General features: G+C 41.8%; 16 protein-coding genes and 1 riboswitch. Of the genes, 5 read left to right on the top strand and 11 right to left on the bottom strand.

What is annotated here, in order from left to right:
* Window positions 1-59: 59 nt before the first annotated feature.
* Complete coding sequence (locus JF50_RS26230; protein WP_052262373.1) at window positions 60-1,349, bottom strand: S41 family peptidase; 1,290 nt, start codon at window positions 1,347-1,349, stop codon at window positions 60-62.
* A gap of 4 nt (window positions 1,350-1,353) precedes the next feature.
* Window positions 1,354-1,956, bottom strand: coding sequence for a hypothetical protein (locus JF50_RS16515; RefSeq protein ID WP_039610510.1), 603 nt, complete (start codon window positions 1,954-1,956; stop codon window positions 1,354-1,356).
* A gap of 388 nt (window positions 1,957-2,344) precedes the next feature.
* Here JF50_RS16515 and JF50_RS16510 point away from each other — a divergent pair, with 388 nt between their 5' ends.
* Both JF50_RS16510 and JF50_RS16505 read left to right on the top strand, forming a co-directional pair.
* Window positions 2,345-2,950: an HAD family hydrolase gene (locus JF50_RS16510; protein ID WP_039610509.1), complete on the top strand. Its 606-nt coding sequence runs from the start codon at window positions 2,345-2,347 to the stop codon at window positions 2,948-2,950.
* Between the two features lie 121 nt (window positions 2,951-3,071).
* Window positions 3,072-3,797: a YebC/PmpR family DNA-binding transcriptional regulator gene (locus JF50_RS16505; protein WP_039610508.1), complete on the top strand. Its 726-nt coding sequence runs from the start codon at window positions 3,072-3,074 to the stop codon at window positions 3,795-3,797.
* Between the two features lie 56 nt (window positions 3,798-3,853).
* On the opposite strand, the gene JF50_RS16500 is transcribed toward JF50_RS16505, so the two are convergent.
* Entirely contained in the window at window positions 3,854-4,561 is a 708-nt protein-coding gene (locus JF50_RS16500) for a TorF family putative porin (RefSeq protein ID WP_039610507.1), read from the bottom strand.
* Between the two features lie 467 nt (window positions 4,562-5,028).
* Between JF50_RS16500 and JF50_RS16495 the strand changes: the two genes are divergently transcribed.
* Both JF50_RS16495 and JF50_RS16490 read left to right on the top strand, forming a co-directional pair.
* Window positions 5,029-6,606, top strand: coding sequence for an alkaline phosphatase D family protein (locus JF50_RS16495; RefSeq protein WP_039610506.1), 1,578 nt, complete (start codon window positions 5,029-5,031; stop codon window positions 6,604-6,606).
* Window positions 6,607-6,804: 198 nt separating this feature from the next.
* Complete coding sequence (locus tag JF50_RS16490; RefSeq protein WP_039610505.1) at window positions 6,805-7,254, top strand: Hsp20 family protein; 450 nt, start codon at window positions 6,805-6,807, stop codon at window positions 7,252-7,254.
* Window positions 7,255-7,344: 90 nt separating this feature from the next.
* On the opposite strand, the gene JF50_RS16485 is transcribed toward JF50_RS16490, so the two are convergent.
* The 8 genes from JF50_RS16485 to JF50_RS16455 form a co-directional block, all read right to left on the bottom strand.
* Window positions 7,345-7,728: a hypothetical protein gene (locus JF50_RS16485; RefSeq protein ID WP_152614568.1), complete on the bottom strand. Its 384-nt coding sequence runs from the start codon at window positions 7,726-7,728 to the stop codon at window positions 7,345-7,347.
* Window positions 7,729-7,984: 256 nt separating this feature from the next.
* Window positions 7,985-8,155, bottom strand: coding sequence for a hypothetical protein (locus JF50_RS27225; RefSeq protein WP_160290492.1), 171 nt, complete (start codon window positions 8,153-8,155; stop codon window positions 7,985-7,987).
* Between the two features lie 105 nt (window positions 8,156-8,260).
* Window positions 8,261-10,492, bottom strand: coding sequence for a DUF4955 domain-containing protein (locus JF50_RS16480; RefSeq protein ID WP_039610503.1), 2,232 nt, complete (start codon window positions 10,490-10,492; stop codon window positions 8,261-8,263).
* Between the two features lie 88 nt (window positions 10,493-10,580).
* A riboswitch (cyclic di-GMP riboswitch) is annotated at window positions 10,581-10,679 on the bottom strand.
* Window positions 10,680-10,947: 268 nt separating this feature from the next.
* The gene (locus tag JF50_RS16475) at window positions 10,948-12,207 is read right to left on the bottom strand and encodes an ATP-binding protein (protein WP_039610502.1); all 1,260 of its coding nucleotides are present in this window, start codon (window positions 12,205-12,207) and stop codon (window positions 10,948-10,950) included.
* A 29-nt stretch (window positions 12,208-12,236) separates the two neighbouring features.
* Window positions 12,237-12,929 carry a response regulator transcription factor gene (locus JF50_RS16470; RefSeq protein WP_039610501.1) on the bottom strand — a complete coding sequence of 231 codons (693 nt, stop codon included), beginning with the start codon at window positions 12,927-12,929 and terminating at the stop codon, window positions 12,237-12,239.
* 10 nt (window positions 12,930-12,939) lie between these two features.
* A complete protein-coding gene (locus tag JF50_RS16465) occupies window positions 12,940-13,308 on the bottom strand; it encodes a DUF3019 domain-containing protein (RefSeq protein WP_052262372.1) in 369 nt (122 codons plus the stop codon).
* Window positions 13,309-13,316: 8 nt separating this feature from the next.
* Window positions 13,317-14,165, bottom strand: coding sequence for a MipA/OmpV family protein (locus JF50_RS16460; RefSeq protein ID WP_080760266.1), 849 nt, complete (start codon window positions 14,163-14,165; stop codon window positions 13,317-13,319).
* A gap of 190 nt (window positions 14,166-14,355) precedes the next feature.
* Window positions 14,356-16,533, bottom strand: a complete 2,178-nt coding sequence (locus JF50_RS16455; RefSeq protein WP_039610500.1) for a malate synthase G — start codon at window positions 16,531-16,533, stop codon at window positions 14,356-14,358.
* A 231-nt stretch (window positions 16,534-16,764) separates the two neighbouring features.
* Between JF50_RS16455 and JF50_RS16450 the strand changes: the two genes are divergently transcribed.
* Window positions 16,765-18,369 (top strand): isocitrate lyase, encoded by a 1,605-nt coding sequence (locus tag JF50_RS16450; RefSeq protein ID WP_039610499.1) that lies wholly within the window; start codon window positions 16,765-16,767, stop codon window positions 18,367-18,369.
* Window positions 18,370-18,428 lie beyond the last annotated feature (59 nt).

The raw sequence follows: 18,428 nt of genomic DNA, 5'->3' as shown, positions 1-18,428 counted from the left end.
TTAAGGCACCTTGCCAGTGCTCTGGTTGTTTTGGTCAATAGAGAGATCAAATCACTCTGTTAATTTACTTTGCGCGCCAATTTTGACAGATGACGTAGCCCAGCTTTCAAAGCAAGATCTTCATTGTCCACATTATTAGTGTGATCAATCTCAATATCAGGTAAAAATGCCTCTCTTGGCGTGCCATTGACATGAAATAACTTTTCAACAGGGATCACTGCACTCAACTGGGAGTGTCTCAGTGTATGTCCAGAAATCGCACCTAATAACTGAGCCATGGGTGTACCGATGACAGTTGCGCGCTTCATACCATGCAAACCGATCGTTATGCCTTCACCCATGCTTCCTGTCCAGCGGTTGCTGAGCACCACCAACGGTTTGGTAAAGGTATTTTCCCCTCTTGGATACACAAACTCTTGCCAGCGCCTTTTCACTCCAAACTCACGCTCTACCGCCACCAGCTCATGTTCTTGGTATGGAAAACGCTCAGAGATAAAGCGGCTCATAATGCCACGCGCCACATCGCTGTTACCACCACTTGGGGTGTTGCGTAAATCCAAAATTAAAGCAGACGCGTCCTTGTATTCAAACAGCGCTTGGTCAAACGCGGAGATCAACGCATTATTACCTAGGCTGTTCTCAGGCCGAATATACGCAATGTCACCTAACCATTGGCTGGTCAAGATTGGTTTATCTTTTAAGATGTCGGCAACGACTTGTCGGGTATCGATCGTGAGCGTCTGTGATTGTCCTTGCCAGCTTACAGTCAGTGCAATTTGCTCATGACGAGTACCGGTCAATAATCGATTAAGCACCCAAGTCTGTGCACTTTTTTGTCCTGAAATATTGGCCGCCTTTATTGCTTCAAAAACAGGTTTATGGTTTATCTGTTCAATCTTCATACCCGCTCTAAAACCAATTTTTTGTGCATACCCATTATGCGGGATAGAAATAATGGTCGCGGTATCATTGCCAACTTCAGCCCACATGGTTAAAGCGGTCGGCATAGGCAAATAATAGTCTCTAGGACGTGGCCGAATTTCGCTGTGTTGGTCATAAAAAAACTCAAAGCAGCGGTTCAAATGCCCTGATAAGGCATTGACTGTTTTGATTTGATCTACTTCTTTTTGCAAACACGCTTCAAATGACGTTTGATCCACGTTTTTTTCGTCAAGGTAGGCGTACCTTTGGTTTAAAAGTGCAACAAACTCTGTAATGTCTTCATTCACTTGCTGGGTGGATAAACTCTGTGTGCTGTCCTTTGCAAAGCTAAAACTAGAAACCGCCATTGCACTAAAAATAATCGTCTTTGCTATATATGCTTTGGCATCACGTGGCTTGTTAAACATCAATTTAATTTCCTTCTTTTTCAAGTTGAGCCTCTCGTATCCTTAAAGTCCTTTCCAATTCATGTAATGAAATCTCACCCTTTTGATAACGGTGCTCTTGCTCTAAGACATACAACACAAAACTTAAATTCGACAAAAAAAGGTCAGGCCTAAGCGTATTTGCGCGTTTCATTAAAATAAGTGATTCACTTAATTCTGTCAGTGACTCTTGAGATAAGTTTTTGATGAACAATTGCTGAGACATGAGTGCATCGAGATACTCGGGGTAGGGCAGGGGGTTATCTTTAAAAAATTGTTGCTTCGAGCGCTTAGTTGGTTCACTCGCTTCATTACTCTCATAAAATGCCATGACAGCTTGACTATATTCCAAGCTTTCTGTCGCCACCGCTTTGGCCGCATAAAGTAATTTTATTAAGTCTCGGCGCTCTTTTTCATCTTCATCGTAATTACTGATGGCTATTGCCAATAGAACACCAATAAGCGTTGCAACCATCGTCAACGCAAAGTTACTTGCCAATTCATTATCTTTAGTAAACCGCCTTAAAGACGGTATGAAAAATACAGTGCAGCATGCAATTAAAATGACAGTAGTAATTAAATAAGCCATTGGGAGACACCTTTATTTGTCGTTATTCTGTGGTGTTTATTTATTACTTTAACAGCCAATGATATGAATTTTAAGATAAATTAGAAAACATCTGTCAGTAGTAAATACGTAGACTGATGACTCACCACATATCTCAAAACTTTATTGATACACACTTGCGATGAAAGCACGCCAATGATGATATAAACGCGTTCGTGATAAACACGCAACGCAAGCATCTTTGCTTCAATATTTCAGGCGCGTAATTTTTGCGCTTTTTATGACGCTCAGGTAAGTCCTGTTACCTCATTTGATTATTTTTTACTGTGATCTTTGCAACCTTAATTGACGTACTCTATGGTTAAAGGCAAGCAGAGTGTCTTGCTATGGAATACGAGGTAAGAAACGCATGATTAAAGGAATTATTTTCGACTTGGATGGCACATTAGTGACCTCCAATCTTGATTTCGCAATGATGAAAGCGCAGCTTGGCTGTCCACGAGAGGAAGATCTGCTTGAATTCATCAATGCGCTACCATCTCCATACATGCGTGAAGAAGCCATGTCGCTTATTCACCAACATGAAATGCAAGACGCACACCAAGCTGAGTTTTTACCTGGCGTAAAGCAAGCCATATATGAGCTGTCTAACAAAGGCTTTCCAATGGCCATTGTGACCCGTAATTTTGCAAAAGCGGCGCAAATCAAGCTTGAGCGCTGCAATCTACCCATAGAGCTGATCCTCACGCGTGATGATGCCCCCGCTAAACCCAATCCTGCAGCACTTAACCTCGTCGCAAAACAATGGGGCTTGCCCAATAGTGCTTGCGTATATGTTGGGGACTATCTGTATGATATCGAAGCGGCGAATAATGCAAACATGATATCGTGTTTATATTCACCAGAAATAACCCCTGAGTATGCTCAAAAAGCAGACATCATATTTCGCCACTGGGAAGCGTTTTTACCGCTGATAGAACAAAACAACCTAAAATTTCAGCACCAACTGGCCTGACGAATTCATTTTATAGTAATAAACCCGCTTATCGCAGGGCTCATGCCCAATAGGGTATAGCCCAACGCGTCGAGTCTTGTTAGAATCTTGTGCAATTGAATTTCAAATAACGAGAACTAAGATGGGTAGAGCATTTGAAGTCCGCAAAAACGCCATGGCAAAAACGGCAGCGGCAAAAACTAAGGTAAACTCCAAATACGGTAAAGAGATCTATGTAGTTGCAAAGAATGGCGGCGCAGATCCTGAAACAAACCTATCTCTTCGTCGTTTGATCGAAAAAGCTAAAAAAGATCAGGTTCCAGCACATGTAATCGACAAAGCAATCGAAAAAGCGGCTGGTGGTGCTGGTGAAGATTACTCTCCAGCACGTTATGAAGGTTATGGTCCCGGTAACTGCATGGTTATCGTTGACTGCTTAACAGATAACCCAAATCGTACAATCAAAGATGTGCGTCTTCCGTTTACTAAAACCGATTCAAAAATCGGTAGCCCAGGCTGTGTTGCTCACATGTTTGATCACTTTGCAATTTTAGGTTTTGCTGGTGATGATGACGAAGCCGTACTAGAAGCATTAATGATGGCTGACGTTGACGTGACTGATGTTGAAGTAGAAGACGGTAAAGTATCTGTATTTGCGCCTAACACTGAGTACTTCAAAGCAAAAACGGCATTAACTGAAGCATTTGAAGGCATTACATTCGAAGTAGACGAAATCACGTGGATCCCACAAACTCACGTAGAAATCGAAAACGAAGATGACATTGCAAACTTCGAAAAGTTCATGGGTATGCTTGAAGACTGTGATGACGTACAAAACGTTTACCACAACGCTATCGTGAAGAAATAATCGACAAGCTTACTCTAAAAAAGCCGGACACAGTCCGGCTTTTTAGTGTCTAGATATTAGAAGTCAAAAGTACGTGATACTGAAAACGCAATTCGTTCGTCCGATGTATCCGAATCGATGGAAGTATCTTCAGCGGCAATCGATAAGTCAAAGCCTGACAAGCTGGTGGAGTAAGCTATTTCATAGTGGTGATAAGAACTGTCAGTACCATCCCAAGTCTGATCTCCACCCACATAATTAGACACGGTATAACTGACAGCAATATCATGATTTTCGGCCACTTCAAAAGTATGAGAGAGGGTCGTGATTACATGCTCCTCATCTTGACCCGCATAATCCCAGCTATACCAGAAGTTAAACTCTGTCGTCCCTAATGCATTATCAAAGCCAAACTTGGTGTACGCTTCTGGATAGTTAATATCACTCGAATCATCTCCACCATAATAGCTGTAATATGCCATACCAACATCTAAACTAATCGCATCGGTTAATGACCACGTTTTGCCAAAGTAAATATCCACTTCCACATCTGTGCCATCATCAAAATCAACATTTGAGGCCCAAGAGCCTGCATACCAGTTTGTTTCAGAGTTGCTGTAATCAAGGCTAGCTTGCAGAGCAAAGTCATTCTCAGTTTGGCTAATACCATTAAATGTATAATCCGAAGCACCGGTAATAGTTGAAGACCAATCACTCGCAATAACCGTATTTGTTACCATCAAAACAGACAATGTGGATAAAGTGAGTCGCAGATTTTTTTTCATAATATTTATCTCAAACGTACGGTATTCCCGAACCTATTTAGTTTTAAAAGTCACAATAGCGCTATCTACATACTGCATGTGCAACAAGTTTAGTGTAACTCACTGGTTAAACAATATGTTTCCTCAAGAGAAATACAATAAATTAATATTTAACCCAGTAAAATTACAAAATACACAATAAGCGGTAGATAACATTATCGCTTAAAGACGATACCATTTAGCGAAAGTTAACCCGTATAAAAGTATCAATTTTTATATAACACCTTATTTTTAATGACATAATATTATCATTTTTGCGATTTAAATCATACTCATCGTCCTACTGGTTAATACAAGGTCGACATTCACACTATTTAAATAATCACACTTATAAATTTAACTTTCCTACAAATTTACAGTTCAGAAATAAAAGTTTAACGATTACGGAGTTAAATAGACAAAAAACACCAAAATTAGAGTAAATACTTATGAACATTTCCCGTCGCCAATTTGTTAAAAGCAGCATGATCATCTCAAGCTTACCCCTGAGTCTCTCACTATCAGGCTGCACCTTCTCTGAAAACCCTTTCAGCCATGGTGTAGCCAGTGGTGATCCCTTATCAGATAGCGTGATATTGTGGACTAGGGTAACCATTCCAAAAGAAGTAAAAGAGCGCGTTGATATCGACACATTGACAGTCAAAGTAATTTGGCAAGTTGCGGCAGATAGCAGTTTTTCTAACATCATTTCTAGTGGTCACGTAATAACGAGCCAAACACAAGACTTCACTGTAAAAGTAGATGCCAAAGGCCTGCAAGAAAATACCCGATATGTATATCGTTTTATTATCGATGAGCTCGATGAGCCAATTATCTCACCAACCGGAAAAACCAAAACCCTGCCAGAATATGATGTCAGAAATGTTAAATTGGCCATGGCATCCTGCTCTCACTTCAGTTACGGCTACTTTAATGTGTATGCACGCATCGCTGAAATAACAGATTTAGATGCGGTACTGCATCTCGGTGATTATTTATATGAATATGGCAACAAAGACATCTACAGAAATCCATTTTTATGGAATCGCACAGTAACCCCAAACCATGAAATGGTCACATTATCCGACTACCGCCAAAGGCATGCTTGTTATAAAACGGATACTGATCTGCAAAAATTGCATCAAACCCACCCGATGATCTGTATTTGGGATGACCATGAGTTTACTAATGACGCATGGCGAGAAGGTGCAAAAAACCATAATGATGGAGAGGGCACATGGCAAGCACGCAGTAATGCCGCCATTCAAGCTTACTATGAGTGGATGCCAATACGAGAACCTCAACACGCAACCAGAGAAAAAGCATACCGTCGTTTTCGATTTGGTAATCTCGCTGAACTTAATATGTTAGACACCCGCTTTATTGGTCGAGATCAACAAGTCGATGTCAAAGACCCTGCACGCCTCGATGAACAGCGTACGCTACTCGGCTATGAGCAAGAACAGTGGCTACAGGACAATTTACTGGATGCCAAACACAATGGCGTGACATGGCAGTTGATTGGCCAGCAAGTGCAAATGATGCAGATTCAGATGCTTGGTAAACCTATTAATACAGACTCTTGGGATGGATATCCGGCAGCCAGAAATCGACTATTAGACTTTATTGAGCACAATCACATCAATAACGCCGTTATATTGACCGGAGATGTGCATTCATCATGGGCAGCCAATATCTGTAAAGATCCTTACGACTGGCGCAAATATAACCGCTTTACCCACGATGGTGCTGTTGCTGTGGAAATCGTGACTTCATCGGTGACCTCCCCCTCGATTCCTGTGCCAGGTTTACAGCAACTAGTTGGAGACGTTGGCAAAATCTTAATGCCCGAAAACCCACATATTCGATATGTAGATCTCGCAAACCGCGGGTTCGTGACATTGGAAATCAACGAAGAACAATTACAAGCCAATTGGCATCACGTGCCTTTTGTCGGTTTTAAAAATGACCAAGTACATATTGGAAAGCGCTTTACTGTGTATTCAGGTAAATCCAAACTCTGCTAGAACTCTTCTGAAAAGCCCGATAAATGGGCTTTTTAAAATTTATTTTAATTTTTTACTTGAAAACTATTTGCCCCGTCCATAGATAGTATTGTGAGGACGCCGACAGGGTCCCAACCAAAACAAATGTTATTTTTTAGTTTGTTTATCAGTTCAAAAGAAGGGTAAACAAACATTATCGCTTATTAAGAGGATATTATTATGCGCAACGTAGATCTAACTCCACTTTACCGTTCTTTCATTGGTTTCGATCATTTAGCATCACTTATGGACCGTGCTGCCCATAACGGCAAGCAGGCAAGTTATCCACCATACAACATCGAAGCGCTTGACCAAGACAAGTACCAAATCACCATGGCTGTGGCCGGATTCAGCGAAGATGAACTTCACATAGAGTCTGAGAACAATACACTCAGAATAACAGGTCAAAAAGCCAATAAAGAAGAGAGTGCAGAGCGTAAATTTATCCACCAAGGCATCGCTGAACGTAATTTTGAACAAAGCTTCCAACTTGGTGATCATGTCAGAGTAATTGGCGCAGAACTAGAAAACGGATTGCTGGTAGTCAAATTAGAAAGAGAAGTGCCCGAAGCATTGAAACCGAGAAAAATTGAAATCGGCAAAGGTAAGCTACTAGAAAACGAAAGTTAATCTTAGCAAGCAACCTATTTGATTACCCCTGGATAAAGTCGCTATATGCGGCTTTTTCTGCTCTCGTAAACCCCCTTTACAAAAAATCACTTATCGCTTTCTTTCTATTCCGCACAGTTCATTACTTGCACATGGCTTTGCTAATTCCACCGTACTTTTGCCGCCCTGCTCTGAGTGTGCTCTGTTACCACACTGCTCTTTATACTCTATTGAGTCCTGTATATTGTTATATACATAAGTGACCGTTGAAAAGGCAGCAGACGTTGCGGCCACCAATGCAGGAATATAGATATCACTTGGATAAGATGGCGTCACATTAGATGCTTCATCAGCAAAAACGATAACATCAATATCCGTTTTTTCTCGCACAATATCGCAATGTTCATCTAAATAAGTCGTTTTTTTTGGTGCAAAGACACAACCACTCAACCCCAGCGCAGTCACTAACATTAGGCTCTGTTTATAGTTTTTCAAAACACTCTCACACATATTAATTGAACAATTAATATAGCAGACTCTATAAACGAAATTTGTAACAGTGTGTAGACTATTTAAGCAATAAAATAGGGGAGTGAAACTGGCTACCTCTTTTAAAAAGGATGTAAATGAAGCAGAGTAGGGATGAATAAAATTGAGAAATTTAAAGCAGTAAGCCTAAGCATTTATATACAGGCACAATGTGGTTATAACGCTCGGCACACTATGTATGTACCGAGCTTCAAAACATACTTTACAATATCTCTTTACTGCATAGATCCATGTTTGCTTTATCTTTAAGCTTTAAACAATACATAGACGTTTCATTCACTTCGATACCATTGATCATAAAACTAGAAAACCAGCCAAAAACCAATGCCAAAGCTACGATTGCATACTTTTTATATGGAGGTAATGTTGTCATGTTAAATACCTTACTACTGTTTTATCGGCCTTCTATTATGGCCAAATAAGTCTTGAAATAAGGTGCCAACTACTTGTATCCAGCTTGGTAGGCACCTTGTAAAAATTAGCGATATACGCGAACATTTCTTACTTCACCTTTGAACGGGTATGTGTTCTTTGGTGTGGAGCCTATGCTGAGTGGCACGTCATTTTGTGTTGGTAACACAATGCTCTTGCTACCCATTGACTGACCATCAATGCTCAGTGATAAAACTCTACCCTCTAACTGCATTTCAAGCTTGTGCCATTGACCGTCAGCGAAATTACCTGCATTAACGCCTTTGCCATTAATACGCGCACTGATCACGCCTTCTTTATTTACTTGGATGTAATACGCGTTTTGTGTACCGTAATTGCCTTTCGATAACATGAAACCCGTTTTAGTTGTGCTGAAATTTTCGTATTTAAACTCAAGTTCGATCTTGCTGAATTGGTCGATATCGCCGAGCTCAATACGCTGATCAACCCCGTTAAACGTACCTTGGTATTCACCATACACTTTGCCGTCTAGCCCTTGACCAGACAGGTCACACACACTGCCTTTCAGTGACCAAGCACCAATTAAATTGTCGCCAGTCACTTTTTTTGCACAGCGGCGTTGCTGTAACTGTTGTGCGTATAAACTTTCGATATCAGTGTGACTTTGCACATGTGCCTGTGGCTTATCAGCCAAACTTGTGTCGTATCTTTGCTGACTCTCGAAGCCATTAAATCCAGCGCCTTTTAAGCCAACAACATACGGCATGATCACACGGCCATACTTGCTGTCATGGCGCATAAACGCCCACTTATCAATTGACTCGTTTTGTGCTGTGTTTGTGATGTTCCAAAATACCAAATGCTTAAGGTGATTAGGCTGTGCACCGACAGAGCCGCCCATAAAGCCATAATTCCAACCGCCAGTACTATTTTCAATTAAATTGCTGTAAGGCATATTGGCATGCAAGTTATGGAAGCGATCAGGCGAGTGCGTTGAGCCAGAAATTACGTTACCCGCAGCTTTATGAGAAAAGCCCGCCGCATGCCAGTGCTCAGCTTGATCATCAATGTTTTGTGCCAAAACATGGGTCGATGCATTAATGTCTAAGCTGATATGACCAGGATTACCCGTAAACGCTAAGTCTTTTAGGGTCATCGCAGCACTGTTTACCACAGAAACACCTTGGTTTAAGTCGATAAACTCCACGTTTTTAAGCCATGCATGCGCAACGCGAGAGAAACGAATAGCGCTCCACCCACCATCATGCACACCGCTTTTATGGTGTTTAAATGCTTCCTGCCAATTACCTTGAATCGTCAGGTTTTCAACACCGATATTTTGTACCAGACGTGCTTGTTTCAAGCCCCAGTAGCCATCGTTTTCAACATCATGATGAATAACCGCGGCGAATGTCACTTCATTACCTTCAATGGCAGTAATTTGATGAAATTCTTGTGAACGAACCCCTTTTTTGATCATGCCCCACTTACCATCTAACTTATAAGGTGATAATGCTTTGGCAATCGTCTCTGGGCGAGGGTCAAAACGAGACAGTTGCACCCACTGACCGACTTTAAGTAGAGATGTATCACGAACTTGCACTGAGCGTGTAGATTGCCTTGGGTGGCTAGAAGTAATATCAGTAATAAAACGCTCTTTGCTAGGAGAGGTTACCGACTCGCGCACACTTTTCACTTTAGGGTCGCGGTTAGCATAGTTATAACCAATTTCAAATAGATAAGGACTTGTCCACATTTTATTTGGATAAATCAAATCTAAGTGTTGATCCATTTTTAAAATACTGAGTTGGCTCTCACCACGCAATATCATGTTGCCACGTGATATCTTAATAGTTGCGCTTTCACGGCTTTTACGACCTTCAACAGTATCGGACTTATCTATGTCTGCAACATCAGACAAAGTGTTCAAGTCATACGTACCGTTCGGGAAGTAAATAACTGCGCCTTTACCCCCCTCATCGATGTGCTTTTCAGCTGCCGCAATGGCATCACGTACCGCCTGCTTGTCAGAACGGCCAGGAGCGATATCTGCGCCGTAGCCAGTTACATCAAAAATACGGTAGCCCAGTTCATTAACACTCGGGATCGCTTGGTTTGAGAACTGGTAACCCGCGTATGAAAAGTTAGAGATGATCTGATCATCTGCTATTTGCGTGTTTGGATCTCTTAGATCTGATTGTGATGATCTAGACTCTAGGTAGCTATGCCAGAAATCGTTTGCATAGCCTTGCATTGGAAGCCAACCTGTAGCAGCGCATAGTGCTACTAGCATTGGTTTATTAGAAAATGTTTTCATATCTATCCTCAAATAACTACGTTTAGTAGTGGTATTGAGTAGATCTGGCAGTCACATCCCTCGTGAATATTCACAGTATCCCTAACTATGAAGCAACCCCGCTATCGTGTGCATTGCATGAATATACAGCGCATTTAGACCGGAAGCTTTGCGTCCTAGGCTTTCACCTAGTTTGCCAGTAACTACAGTGTGTGTAAATTTCAGGAGAAATGTATAGGAAGGTTCCAAATTGGTCAATTATTAATTAGAGCAAAAATCCTAATTCGTTGTACAAGCAGGAATTATAAATTATTAAACTTATGTTACAGATAAAATATTCCCTTTTAAAGGTACCTACATCAGCCTATTAGGTACTGTTTTGTGTACAAAACAACGAAGTTATAGATCTACCAAAGCTCCAATGCGGACAAGTGCAATGAAATCGGCAGCATAATTATTCACCAATATAAGCACATTTACAAAGCGGGGAATTTTACGGTTATGCAGGCTCCTCCTAATTCAGCGCAAACACCCGCAAAGATTTCCCCTCGATAGCGCGCAATAATTTTCGCACTGAACGCTAACCCAATACCAAATCCAGTACAGTGCTGGCGATTAAGCCTGACAAACGGCTTAAATACTTCAGCGGCTTTGCTCGCATCAATGCCGTTTCCATCATCACGGATTGCAACCACATACTCATTTTTCTCTTGCGTTACCGTCACCACACAACGGCTATGTCCATACTTCAGCGCATTATCAATGATATTAGAGATAGCCATAGTAAAATAACGTTGATCAGCATGAATTAACGCTTGTTGCGGTGTGATATTGAGCTCAACGGCACCATCAAAAGAGAGAGCGACCAAATTAGGGAGGGCCGTGACCAGATCTAGCGGCTGAGGCGTAGCCTCATCTAAACTATGCTGCAATCTAGCAAAATCCAACATATGGATCAGTAAGCCTTCCATATCATCTAATTGCTGGTTTACGCGCGCTTCGTATTTAGCTCTAAGCACTTCATCTTGTGTTTCAACAATGGTATCTAGGCCCATGCGTATTCGGGCCAATGGCGTCCTTAGCTCATGGGATAACCCGCCCGCAAGTAATTTAATATCATCCATCAGCAGGTTAATCTTGTTTGCCATCTGATTAAATGACAGCTCAATATCTCGAATATACCAAAGCGTGCCCACCTTTAACCTGACATCTAATTGGCCATCACCAAATTTGGCGGCTGTATCGCTTAACTGCATTAGCCGACGAACAAAAGGGGTTAAGAAAAGCACTAAAATGATGACGAGAAGAAAATAAAAAATAAGCGTTAAAGAAAGGCGGTAATCATCTTGTTCGGCCAGCTTATTGTACTGATAAACCAAAATATTCTGATCTCTGGTCAACAGGTGAACTTTCACGTTATCCTGCGTCTCAAGGTATACAGGCTCTTGTTTTTGAAGCTGCTGCTGCAATTGAATCGGTAAAGGGTACTCGTCCATAGAGTGAAGGCGCACAGATACATTGCGATCACCTAGCGTTCTCTGCTGAAGTGGTTTATCAAAAACGAGATGACTTTCTTGAGATGCCATCATCTTTAATAATGGCAATGCCAAAGCAAGTTGCTCTGATACATCGGATTGTGCAGACTCCTCCGAGGAATAGAGGACATCAAATATCTGACCCAGGGCTATGCTTGCGATGATCAGCACACTCACAAGCGCAATGACAAACCGCCACATTTAAATAGACTGCCTTCTAGATAGATCCATTACCAAGTATCCTTAGACAGCTGATAGCCCTTGCCCCACACAGTGGCTATTTTGTAAGGCGCTTCTTTATCGCCGAGTTTTTTCCGTAGCCGGGATACGCGTAAATCTATGGTACGATCAAAGCCATCATACTCAAAACCTCGCAGCTCTTGCACTAAATCCTGACGTGTTACTACGCTCCCAGCATGCTTGGCGAGCACCCATAATACATCAAACTCATTGCTTGATACTTGAATATTTTGACCTCCGAGTAGCACTTGTCGATTACCCACATCGACTTCAAGGGTACCGAACACTAATTTTTCATCATTCACTACTTTAGTCACTGTGGCACGCCTCAGTAAGGTCCGCATTCGGGCTTCTAATAATCGGCCTCTTACCGGCTTTGTTAAATAGTCGTCAGCACCCATTTCTAAGCCTAAGATTTCGTCAATTTCTTCATCTCTGGCCGTCAACATTAAAATCGGCGTTTGCGTTAATTGCCTCAGCGCTTTGCACACATCTAAGCCGTCCATACTGGGTAGCATACCATCTAAAATAATGAGATCGGGCTTGGTCTTTTGAATCGCTTCAAAGCCAACTAACCCATCGTGATAAACATCAACATGGTACTGTTTTGCTCTGAGATAATCCGCTATCCACTGGGCCAACTCGATATCATCTTCTACTAAAGCAACCTTGCACTGGCTCATCTACACATCCTTAAAACATTCTCCATCGTACCGCTTTGCTTTTTCTTTTTTTATAAATCCAAGCGTATTCTATTGTTTTATTAAAGATAATTTTTTCACTACCGCTTTTTAGGCTAACGGCTAAATTATCCGTCATCATAATTTCGCTTTGCCATTTTCCATGTGCAACGTTTTGCCAACAATGCAACTGCTGCTCGTTGGCAAATAAGCAATAGTTACCGACACTGTTCGTTTGCCAGCTCACAGAAACATCAACATAGCATTCTTGTCCCTGCTCCAATGCAACGCATTGCTCAGGCTTAATGGTAAATTTTGGCTCGTTGGAGGCTGCAAATGCTAGGGCTGGCGTAAAGAAAAAAAGTGCAATATATTTTTTCATTTCGCCCCCTAAAACACGTAGCTCATGGTGACACTGATATGGCGACCAAGCCTGCTACGATTGGAGAAGGTATTAAGTGCATCTAACGAATAAGGACTATCGTCAATACTGGTAGCGTAATCAGTCAGTCCAATAGCGCCATCAACCACCCAGTGCTTGCCAACTGGCGTCGTAAAGCCTAACTTTAATTTAGTGTTCACCCCACCAGTGGCTTGATAAGGATCTACTCTTGCTGATTTGTAAGGCACACCATAGTAATAATTAAGCATAGCGCTGTTACGATATTGAAAGCCGACCGAACTATAAAAGTGCCAATTTTTGTGTTGCCATGATTTCGCAACCCAAAAAGAGGCGTAAGCCCCTCCGTCATATTCACTGTTGTCCGCTTTTGGCGCAAGGATGGTTTGAATTTGATAGCTGCCTATGGCACCAGTGACACGAAGCCCCACATACCCAGTCAAATCCCGCTCATCATATGCATTTGATACATATCCATAGTAAGAAATGTGTGCATGCGCAGCCGAGAAAATGACATCAAACTCCCACTCGCTAGAATTATAAAGGTTGTAGCCCATCGCCCATTGCGGCTCAAATTTACTGTCACTCCCAGGCACTTCAACAAAAAGTCCATTTTCAAAGTAATAATTACCGTTGATATTTAAAATTGGCCGAGTAGCAATATTTGTCAGTAATCCTCCGCCATATGAAGCACCAAAACCTAACGACAAAAACCCGCCTGCTTCGCGTTTATTTGAAAACCCTTCCCAAAAGCTGGCCTCTTCTTCTGCGTAAACGGTTGGAAAATGAAAAATTAAAGCAGCCAAACATATAGGCATCCACTTTCTTTTAGAGTACATAGCTGTTTCTTATCTTTATTATTAGCTAACTAATGTATTGAATTAATGAAAAAAATAGCGTGTGAGATTATAACAAACTGTATCAATTTGTATCTAAAAACGAATCATAAAAATAAGATAGGTAATTGGAAAGGGGCTTTACAAAAAGCGCCTTGAACATTAAATCTCAGAGCGCTTTTTGTGTTACAGATTAATTGTCCTGCTTTTTCAGCCTGCGATAATAATGTAGTAGGGGCTCTGTATAGCCATTAGGCTGCTGTTTGCCTTCAAAAACAAGCGCCATAGCCGCTTGGTATGCAAGACTATCAGGGTTGGGATGACCATCTTTACACAATGTCGTATAATTTGGGTCATCACTATTTTGACTATCAACCACACTCGCCATTTTGGCAAACGTTGCCTTGACTTGTGCTGGAGTGCAAATTTGATGTTCAAGCCAATTCGCAATATGCTGACTTGAAATTCGTAATGTTGCTCTATCCTCCATCAGCCCAACATGCGAAATATCAGGCACTTTCGAGCAACCAATACCTTGATCAACCCAGCGTACGACATAACCTAATATCCCCTGAATATTATTATCCAATTCAGACTGTATATCAGAAGCTGACAGAATCGTATGGTCTAGCAATAACGGAGGTGTCAATAAATCATCTAAACAATGACTTTGATGATGTAGTAAAGAACTTTGTCGAGCATGAACATCTATCTCATGGTAATGAATTGCATGAAGTGTAGCCGCAGTAGGAGAGGGAACCCAAGCGGTATTTGCGCCGGCTTCTAGTTGCGCGCCTTTTGTGAGCATCATCTGTGCCATTTCATCTGGTTTAGGCCACATGCCTTTACCTATCTGAGCACGACCTTTGAACCCACATGCCAGACCCACTTCAACGTTCTGACGTTCATAGGCAGAGATCCAAGGCTGCACCTTGATCTCTTCTTTTGGTTTAACTGCGCCAGCTAACATGGACGTGTGAATTTCATCGCCTGTTCTATCTAAAAATCCTGTATTAATAAATACAGCACGAGACTTAGCAGCCTCAATACACGCTTTTAAATTAACTGAAGTGCGCCGCTCTTCGTCCATAATCCCCAATTTAATACTGTTTTGAGGTAACTCAAGCATACGTTCAACTAGGTCAAATAATTCGGCAGTAAACCCGACCTCTTCAGGACCATGCATTTTAGGCTTCACTATATTGATGCTGGCCGTTTTGCTATTTTTAAATGGACTCTTTGCATATAAATCATGAAGCGCAGCTGTCGATGTGACAACAGCATCTAAAATACCTTCAAACACTTCACGACCTTGAGTATCTAGAACAGTAGGCGTCGTCATCAAGTGACCTACATTTCGGACAAACATCATCGCCCGTCCACTCAAAATGATGGGTTCACCGGACAGTGAAATATACTCTCTATCGCTATTTAAACATCGCGTTACTTGCTGACCACCTTTATGAAATTGCTCTTCAAGAGAGCCTTTATTCAAACCAAGCCAGTTTCGATAAACCCAAACTTTATCTTCAGCATCTACCGCTGCCACAGAGTCTTCGCAGTCCATGATTGTGGTCAGCGCCGATTCTAAAGTGATATCTTTGATCCCAGCTTTATCCACTTTTCCGATCGGATCCTCATGGTCAATACAGATCTCAAAATGTAGACCGTGGTGCTTAAATAAGATCACCGTAGGATTATGCTGTGGTCCCTGATAGCCCACTAACTGAGACGAGCTTGCAAGCTGCACTTGGCGACTATCATTCAAGGTGACTGTCAACCCGCCATTAACGATACCGTAGTGCGTACTTTCAATGTGAGATCCGGTAGTTAAAGGCAATATTTTATCGAGCAATTGTCTGCCATAAGCCATCACCTTAAAACCACGCACAGGATTGTATTTGCTACCTTTTTCAGCGCCATCCTCTTCGCTAATTAAATCAGTACCATAGAGCGCATCATACAAAGACCCCCACCGAGCGTTTGCAGCATTAAGCGCAAAACGCGCATTATTCACAGGCACAACCAGCTGCGGCGCTGCAACATGAGCAATTTCTGGTTCCGACGCTTCAGTCGTTATTTCAAAATCTTGGGGCTGAGGTAACAGGTAACCGATAGACTCTAAAAATGTCCGATATTTTTTTGCATCCCAATTGGGGTTTTGTACATGATAGCTGTCAATTTGGGCTTGCAACTCATCGCGCTTATCGAGCAAAGCACGGTTTTTTGGTGAGAGTATGGCAATAATGTTTGCTAAACCTTGCCAAAAAGCATCGGAGCTCAATGGCAAACCAGTCAACAACTCCTGGTTCACAAAGTCATAAAAGTCAGCATCAATGCTCAGCCCAGCATGTGTCACAGTGGCATTCATAGCAGTGTTCCTAGTGCGATTTATTTTGAACGGGTTATTCAAAAATAAAGCAATTTGTACAAAAACAAACCCCTTTACCCATTCACAGTAAATATACCCACAATAACAACTATAAATTTAAAAAATTTTAAAAGCCGTTCTAGTGTTTAATTAAGCCGCAGCGACTCTCACAAAAACGCTTTGGCGCACCAACTTTAAATTTGCGTACAACTCGTTCGAAGGATATTTACCATGAGCAACTATCAGTCTCAAATTGACCGCTTTACTACCCTGTGTACAACCAAAGATCATAATTGGCAGTCTATTAACCCTGAATATGCCAGCAGAATGCACTTACAAAATCGCTTTAAGACGGGGTTAGATATTGCCAAGTACACCGCCAAAATTATGCGTGAAGATATGGCACGTTATGACGCTGATCCTGAGCAATATACGCAATCTTTAGGGTGCTGGCACGGTTTTACAGCACAGCAAATGATGATGGCAATCAAAAGGCATCAAAAAACCACAAAGGGAGCTTATGTTTATCTAAGCGGATGGATGGTAGCTGCGCTTCGCTCTGAATTTGGCCCACTACCGGACCAAAGCATGCATGAAAAAACAGCCGTACCTAAACTAATCGAAGAAATTTATACCTTTTTAAAACAAGCTGATGCACGAGAATTAGACCACTTGTATAAGGCACTTGATAGTGCTCAGTCAAACGGACAAGACACCGCACTAATACAATCTCAGATAGATAATTTTGAAACACATATTGTGCCAATTATTGCTGATATCGACGCTGGATTCGGCAATGAAGAAGCAACGTATTTACTGGCAAAACAAATGATAGAAGCGGGTGCTTGCGCGATTCAAATCGAAAACCAAGTATCGGATGCCAAACAATGCGGCCACCAAGCAGGCAAAGTCACAGTGCCCCATGAAGATTTTTTAGCAAAAATTAATGCCGTCAGATATGCCTTTTTAGAACTGGGTATCGAAGATGGTATCATTGTCGCGAGAACGGATTCACTGGGTGCAAGTCTGACGCAAAAGATTCCTGTATCTAGGCAGCCGGGTGATATTGCAAGCCAATATACGGCATTTTTGGACACGCAACTTATTGATGATTTGGGTCAGTTACAAGATGGGGATATGGCCATCAAGTTAAATGGTCAGCTGCAAAAGCCGATCAGATTAGACAATGGGTTATACCAATTTAAAGCTGGCACTGAAAAAGACAGAGTAGTATTGGACTGTGTAACAAGCTTGCAAGCTGGTGCAGATCTACTTTGGATTGAAACCGAAAAGCCCAACGTTGAGCAAATTGCTGAGCTCGTGAACCGCATTAGAGAGCAAGTGCCCAATGCGAAGCTGGTTTATAATAACTCGCCTTCATTCAACTGGACTTTGAAGTTCCGTGAGCAAGCTTACGAAACACTCAAGGCACAGGGTAAAGATCTCTCCGCCTACCCAGACCCAAAAGCCGATCCAAAAGCGCTAATGGCACCGGAACTCGATTCAACTGAATTAGCAACAATGGCTGATGAAAAAGTAAAAAGTTTCCAACTAGATGGTGCAAAACAAGCAGGTATATTCCACCACCTAATCACGCTGCCAACATATCACACTGTTGCCCTTAGTACCGATATCTTGGCTGAAGGGTACTTTGGTGAACTAGGCATGCTCGCATACGTAAGAGATGTTCAAAGGCAAGAAATTCGTCGTGAGCAAGCATCAGTCAAACACCAAGACTTAGCTGGCTCCAACATAGGTGATACGCACAAAGAATACTTTAGTGGTGACAATGCCCTAAAAGCAGGGGGTGCAGCTAACACCATGAACCAATTTTAACAAACACAATCCCAACTTGGGCCCATAGGGCCCTTTTTGATTTTACCACTAGTAAAACC

The organism is Pseudoalteromonas luteoviolacea (assembly GCF_000814765.1).
Classification (GTDB): domain Bacteria; phylum Pseudomonadota; class Gammaproteobacteria; order Enterobacterales; family Alteromonadaceae; genus Pseudoalteromonas; species Pseudoalteromonas luteoviolacea_H.
This window is presented reverse-complemented; position numbering and strand designations above follow the sequence as displayed.

What these genes read in the sequence shown, in the direction of transcription:
- JF50_RS26230 (WP_052262373.1), bottom strand. Translation starts at nt 1,349, where the DNA reads ATGTTTAACAAGCCACGTGATGCCAAAGCATATATAGCAAAGACGATT.
- JF50_RS16515 (WP_039610510.1), bottom strand. Translation starts at nt 1,956, where the DNA reads ATGGCTTATTTAATTACTACTGTCATTTTAATTGCATGCTGCACTGTA.
- JF50_RS16510 (WP_039610509.1), top strand. Translation starts at nt 2,345, where the DNA reads ATGATTAAAGGAATTATTTTCGACTTGGATGGCACATTAGTGACCTCC.
- JF50_RS16505 (WP_039610508.1), top strand. Translation starts at nt 3,072, where the DNA reads ATGGGTAGAGCATTTGAAGTCCGCAAAAACGCCATGGCAAAAACGGCA.
- JF50_RS16500 (WP_039610507.1), bottom strand. Translation starts at nt 4,561, where the DNA reads ATGAAAAAAAATCTGCGACTCACTTTATCCACATTGTCTGTTTTGATG.
- JF50_RS16495 (WP_039610506.1), top strand. Translation starts at nt 5,029, where the DNA reads ATGAACATTTCCCGTCGCCAATTTGTTAAAAGCAGCATGATCATCTCA.
- JF50_RS16490 (WP_039610505.1), top strand. Translation starts at nt 6,805, where the DNA reads ATGCGCAACGTAGATCTAACTCCACTTTACCGTTCTTTCATTGGTTTC.
- JF50_RS27225 (WP_160290492.1), bottom strand. Translation starts at nt 8,155, where the DNA reads ATGACAACATTACCTCCATATAAAAAGTATGCAATCGTAGCTTTGGCA.
- JF50_RS16480 (WP_039610503.1), bottom strand. Translation starts at nt 10,492, where the DNA reads ATGAAAACATTTTCTAATAAACCAATGCTAGTAGCACTATGCGCTGCT.
- JF50_RS16475 (WP_039610502.1), bottom strand. Translation starts at nt 12,207, where the DNA reads ATGTGGCGGTTTGTCATTGCGCTTGTGAGTGTGCTGATCATCGCAAGC.
- JF50_RS16470 (WP_039610501.1), bottom strand. Translation starts at nt 12,929, where the DNA reads ATGAGCCAGTGCAAGGTTGCTTTAGTAGAAGATGATATCGAGTTGGCC.
- JF50_RS16465 (WP_052262372.1), bottom strand. Translation starts at nt 13,308, where the DNA reads ATGAAAAAATATATTGCACTTTTTTTCTTTACGCCAGCCCTAGCATTT.
- JF50_RS16460 (WP_080760266.1), bottom strand. Translation starts at nt 14,165, where the DNA reads ATGTACTCTAAAAGAAAGTGGATGCCTATATGTTTGGCTGCTTTAATT.
- JF50_RS16455 (WP_039610500.1), bottom strand. Translation starts at nt 16,533, where the DNA reads ATGAATGCCACTGTGACACATGCTGGGCTGAGCATTGATGCTGACTTT.
- JF50_RS16450 (WP_039610499.1), top strand. Translation starts at nt 16,765, where the DNA reads ATGAGCAACTATCAGTCTCAAATTGACCGCTTTACTACCCTGTGTACA.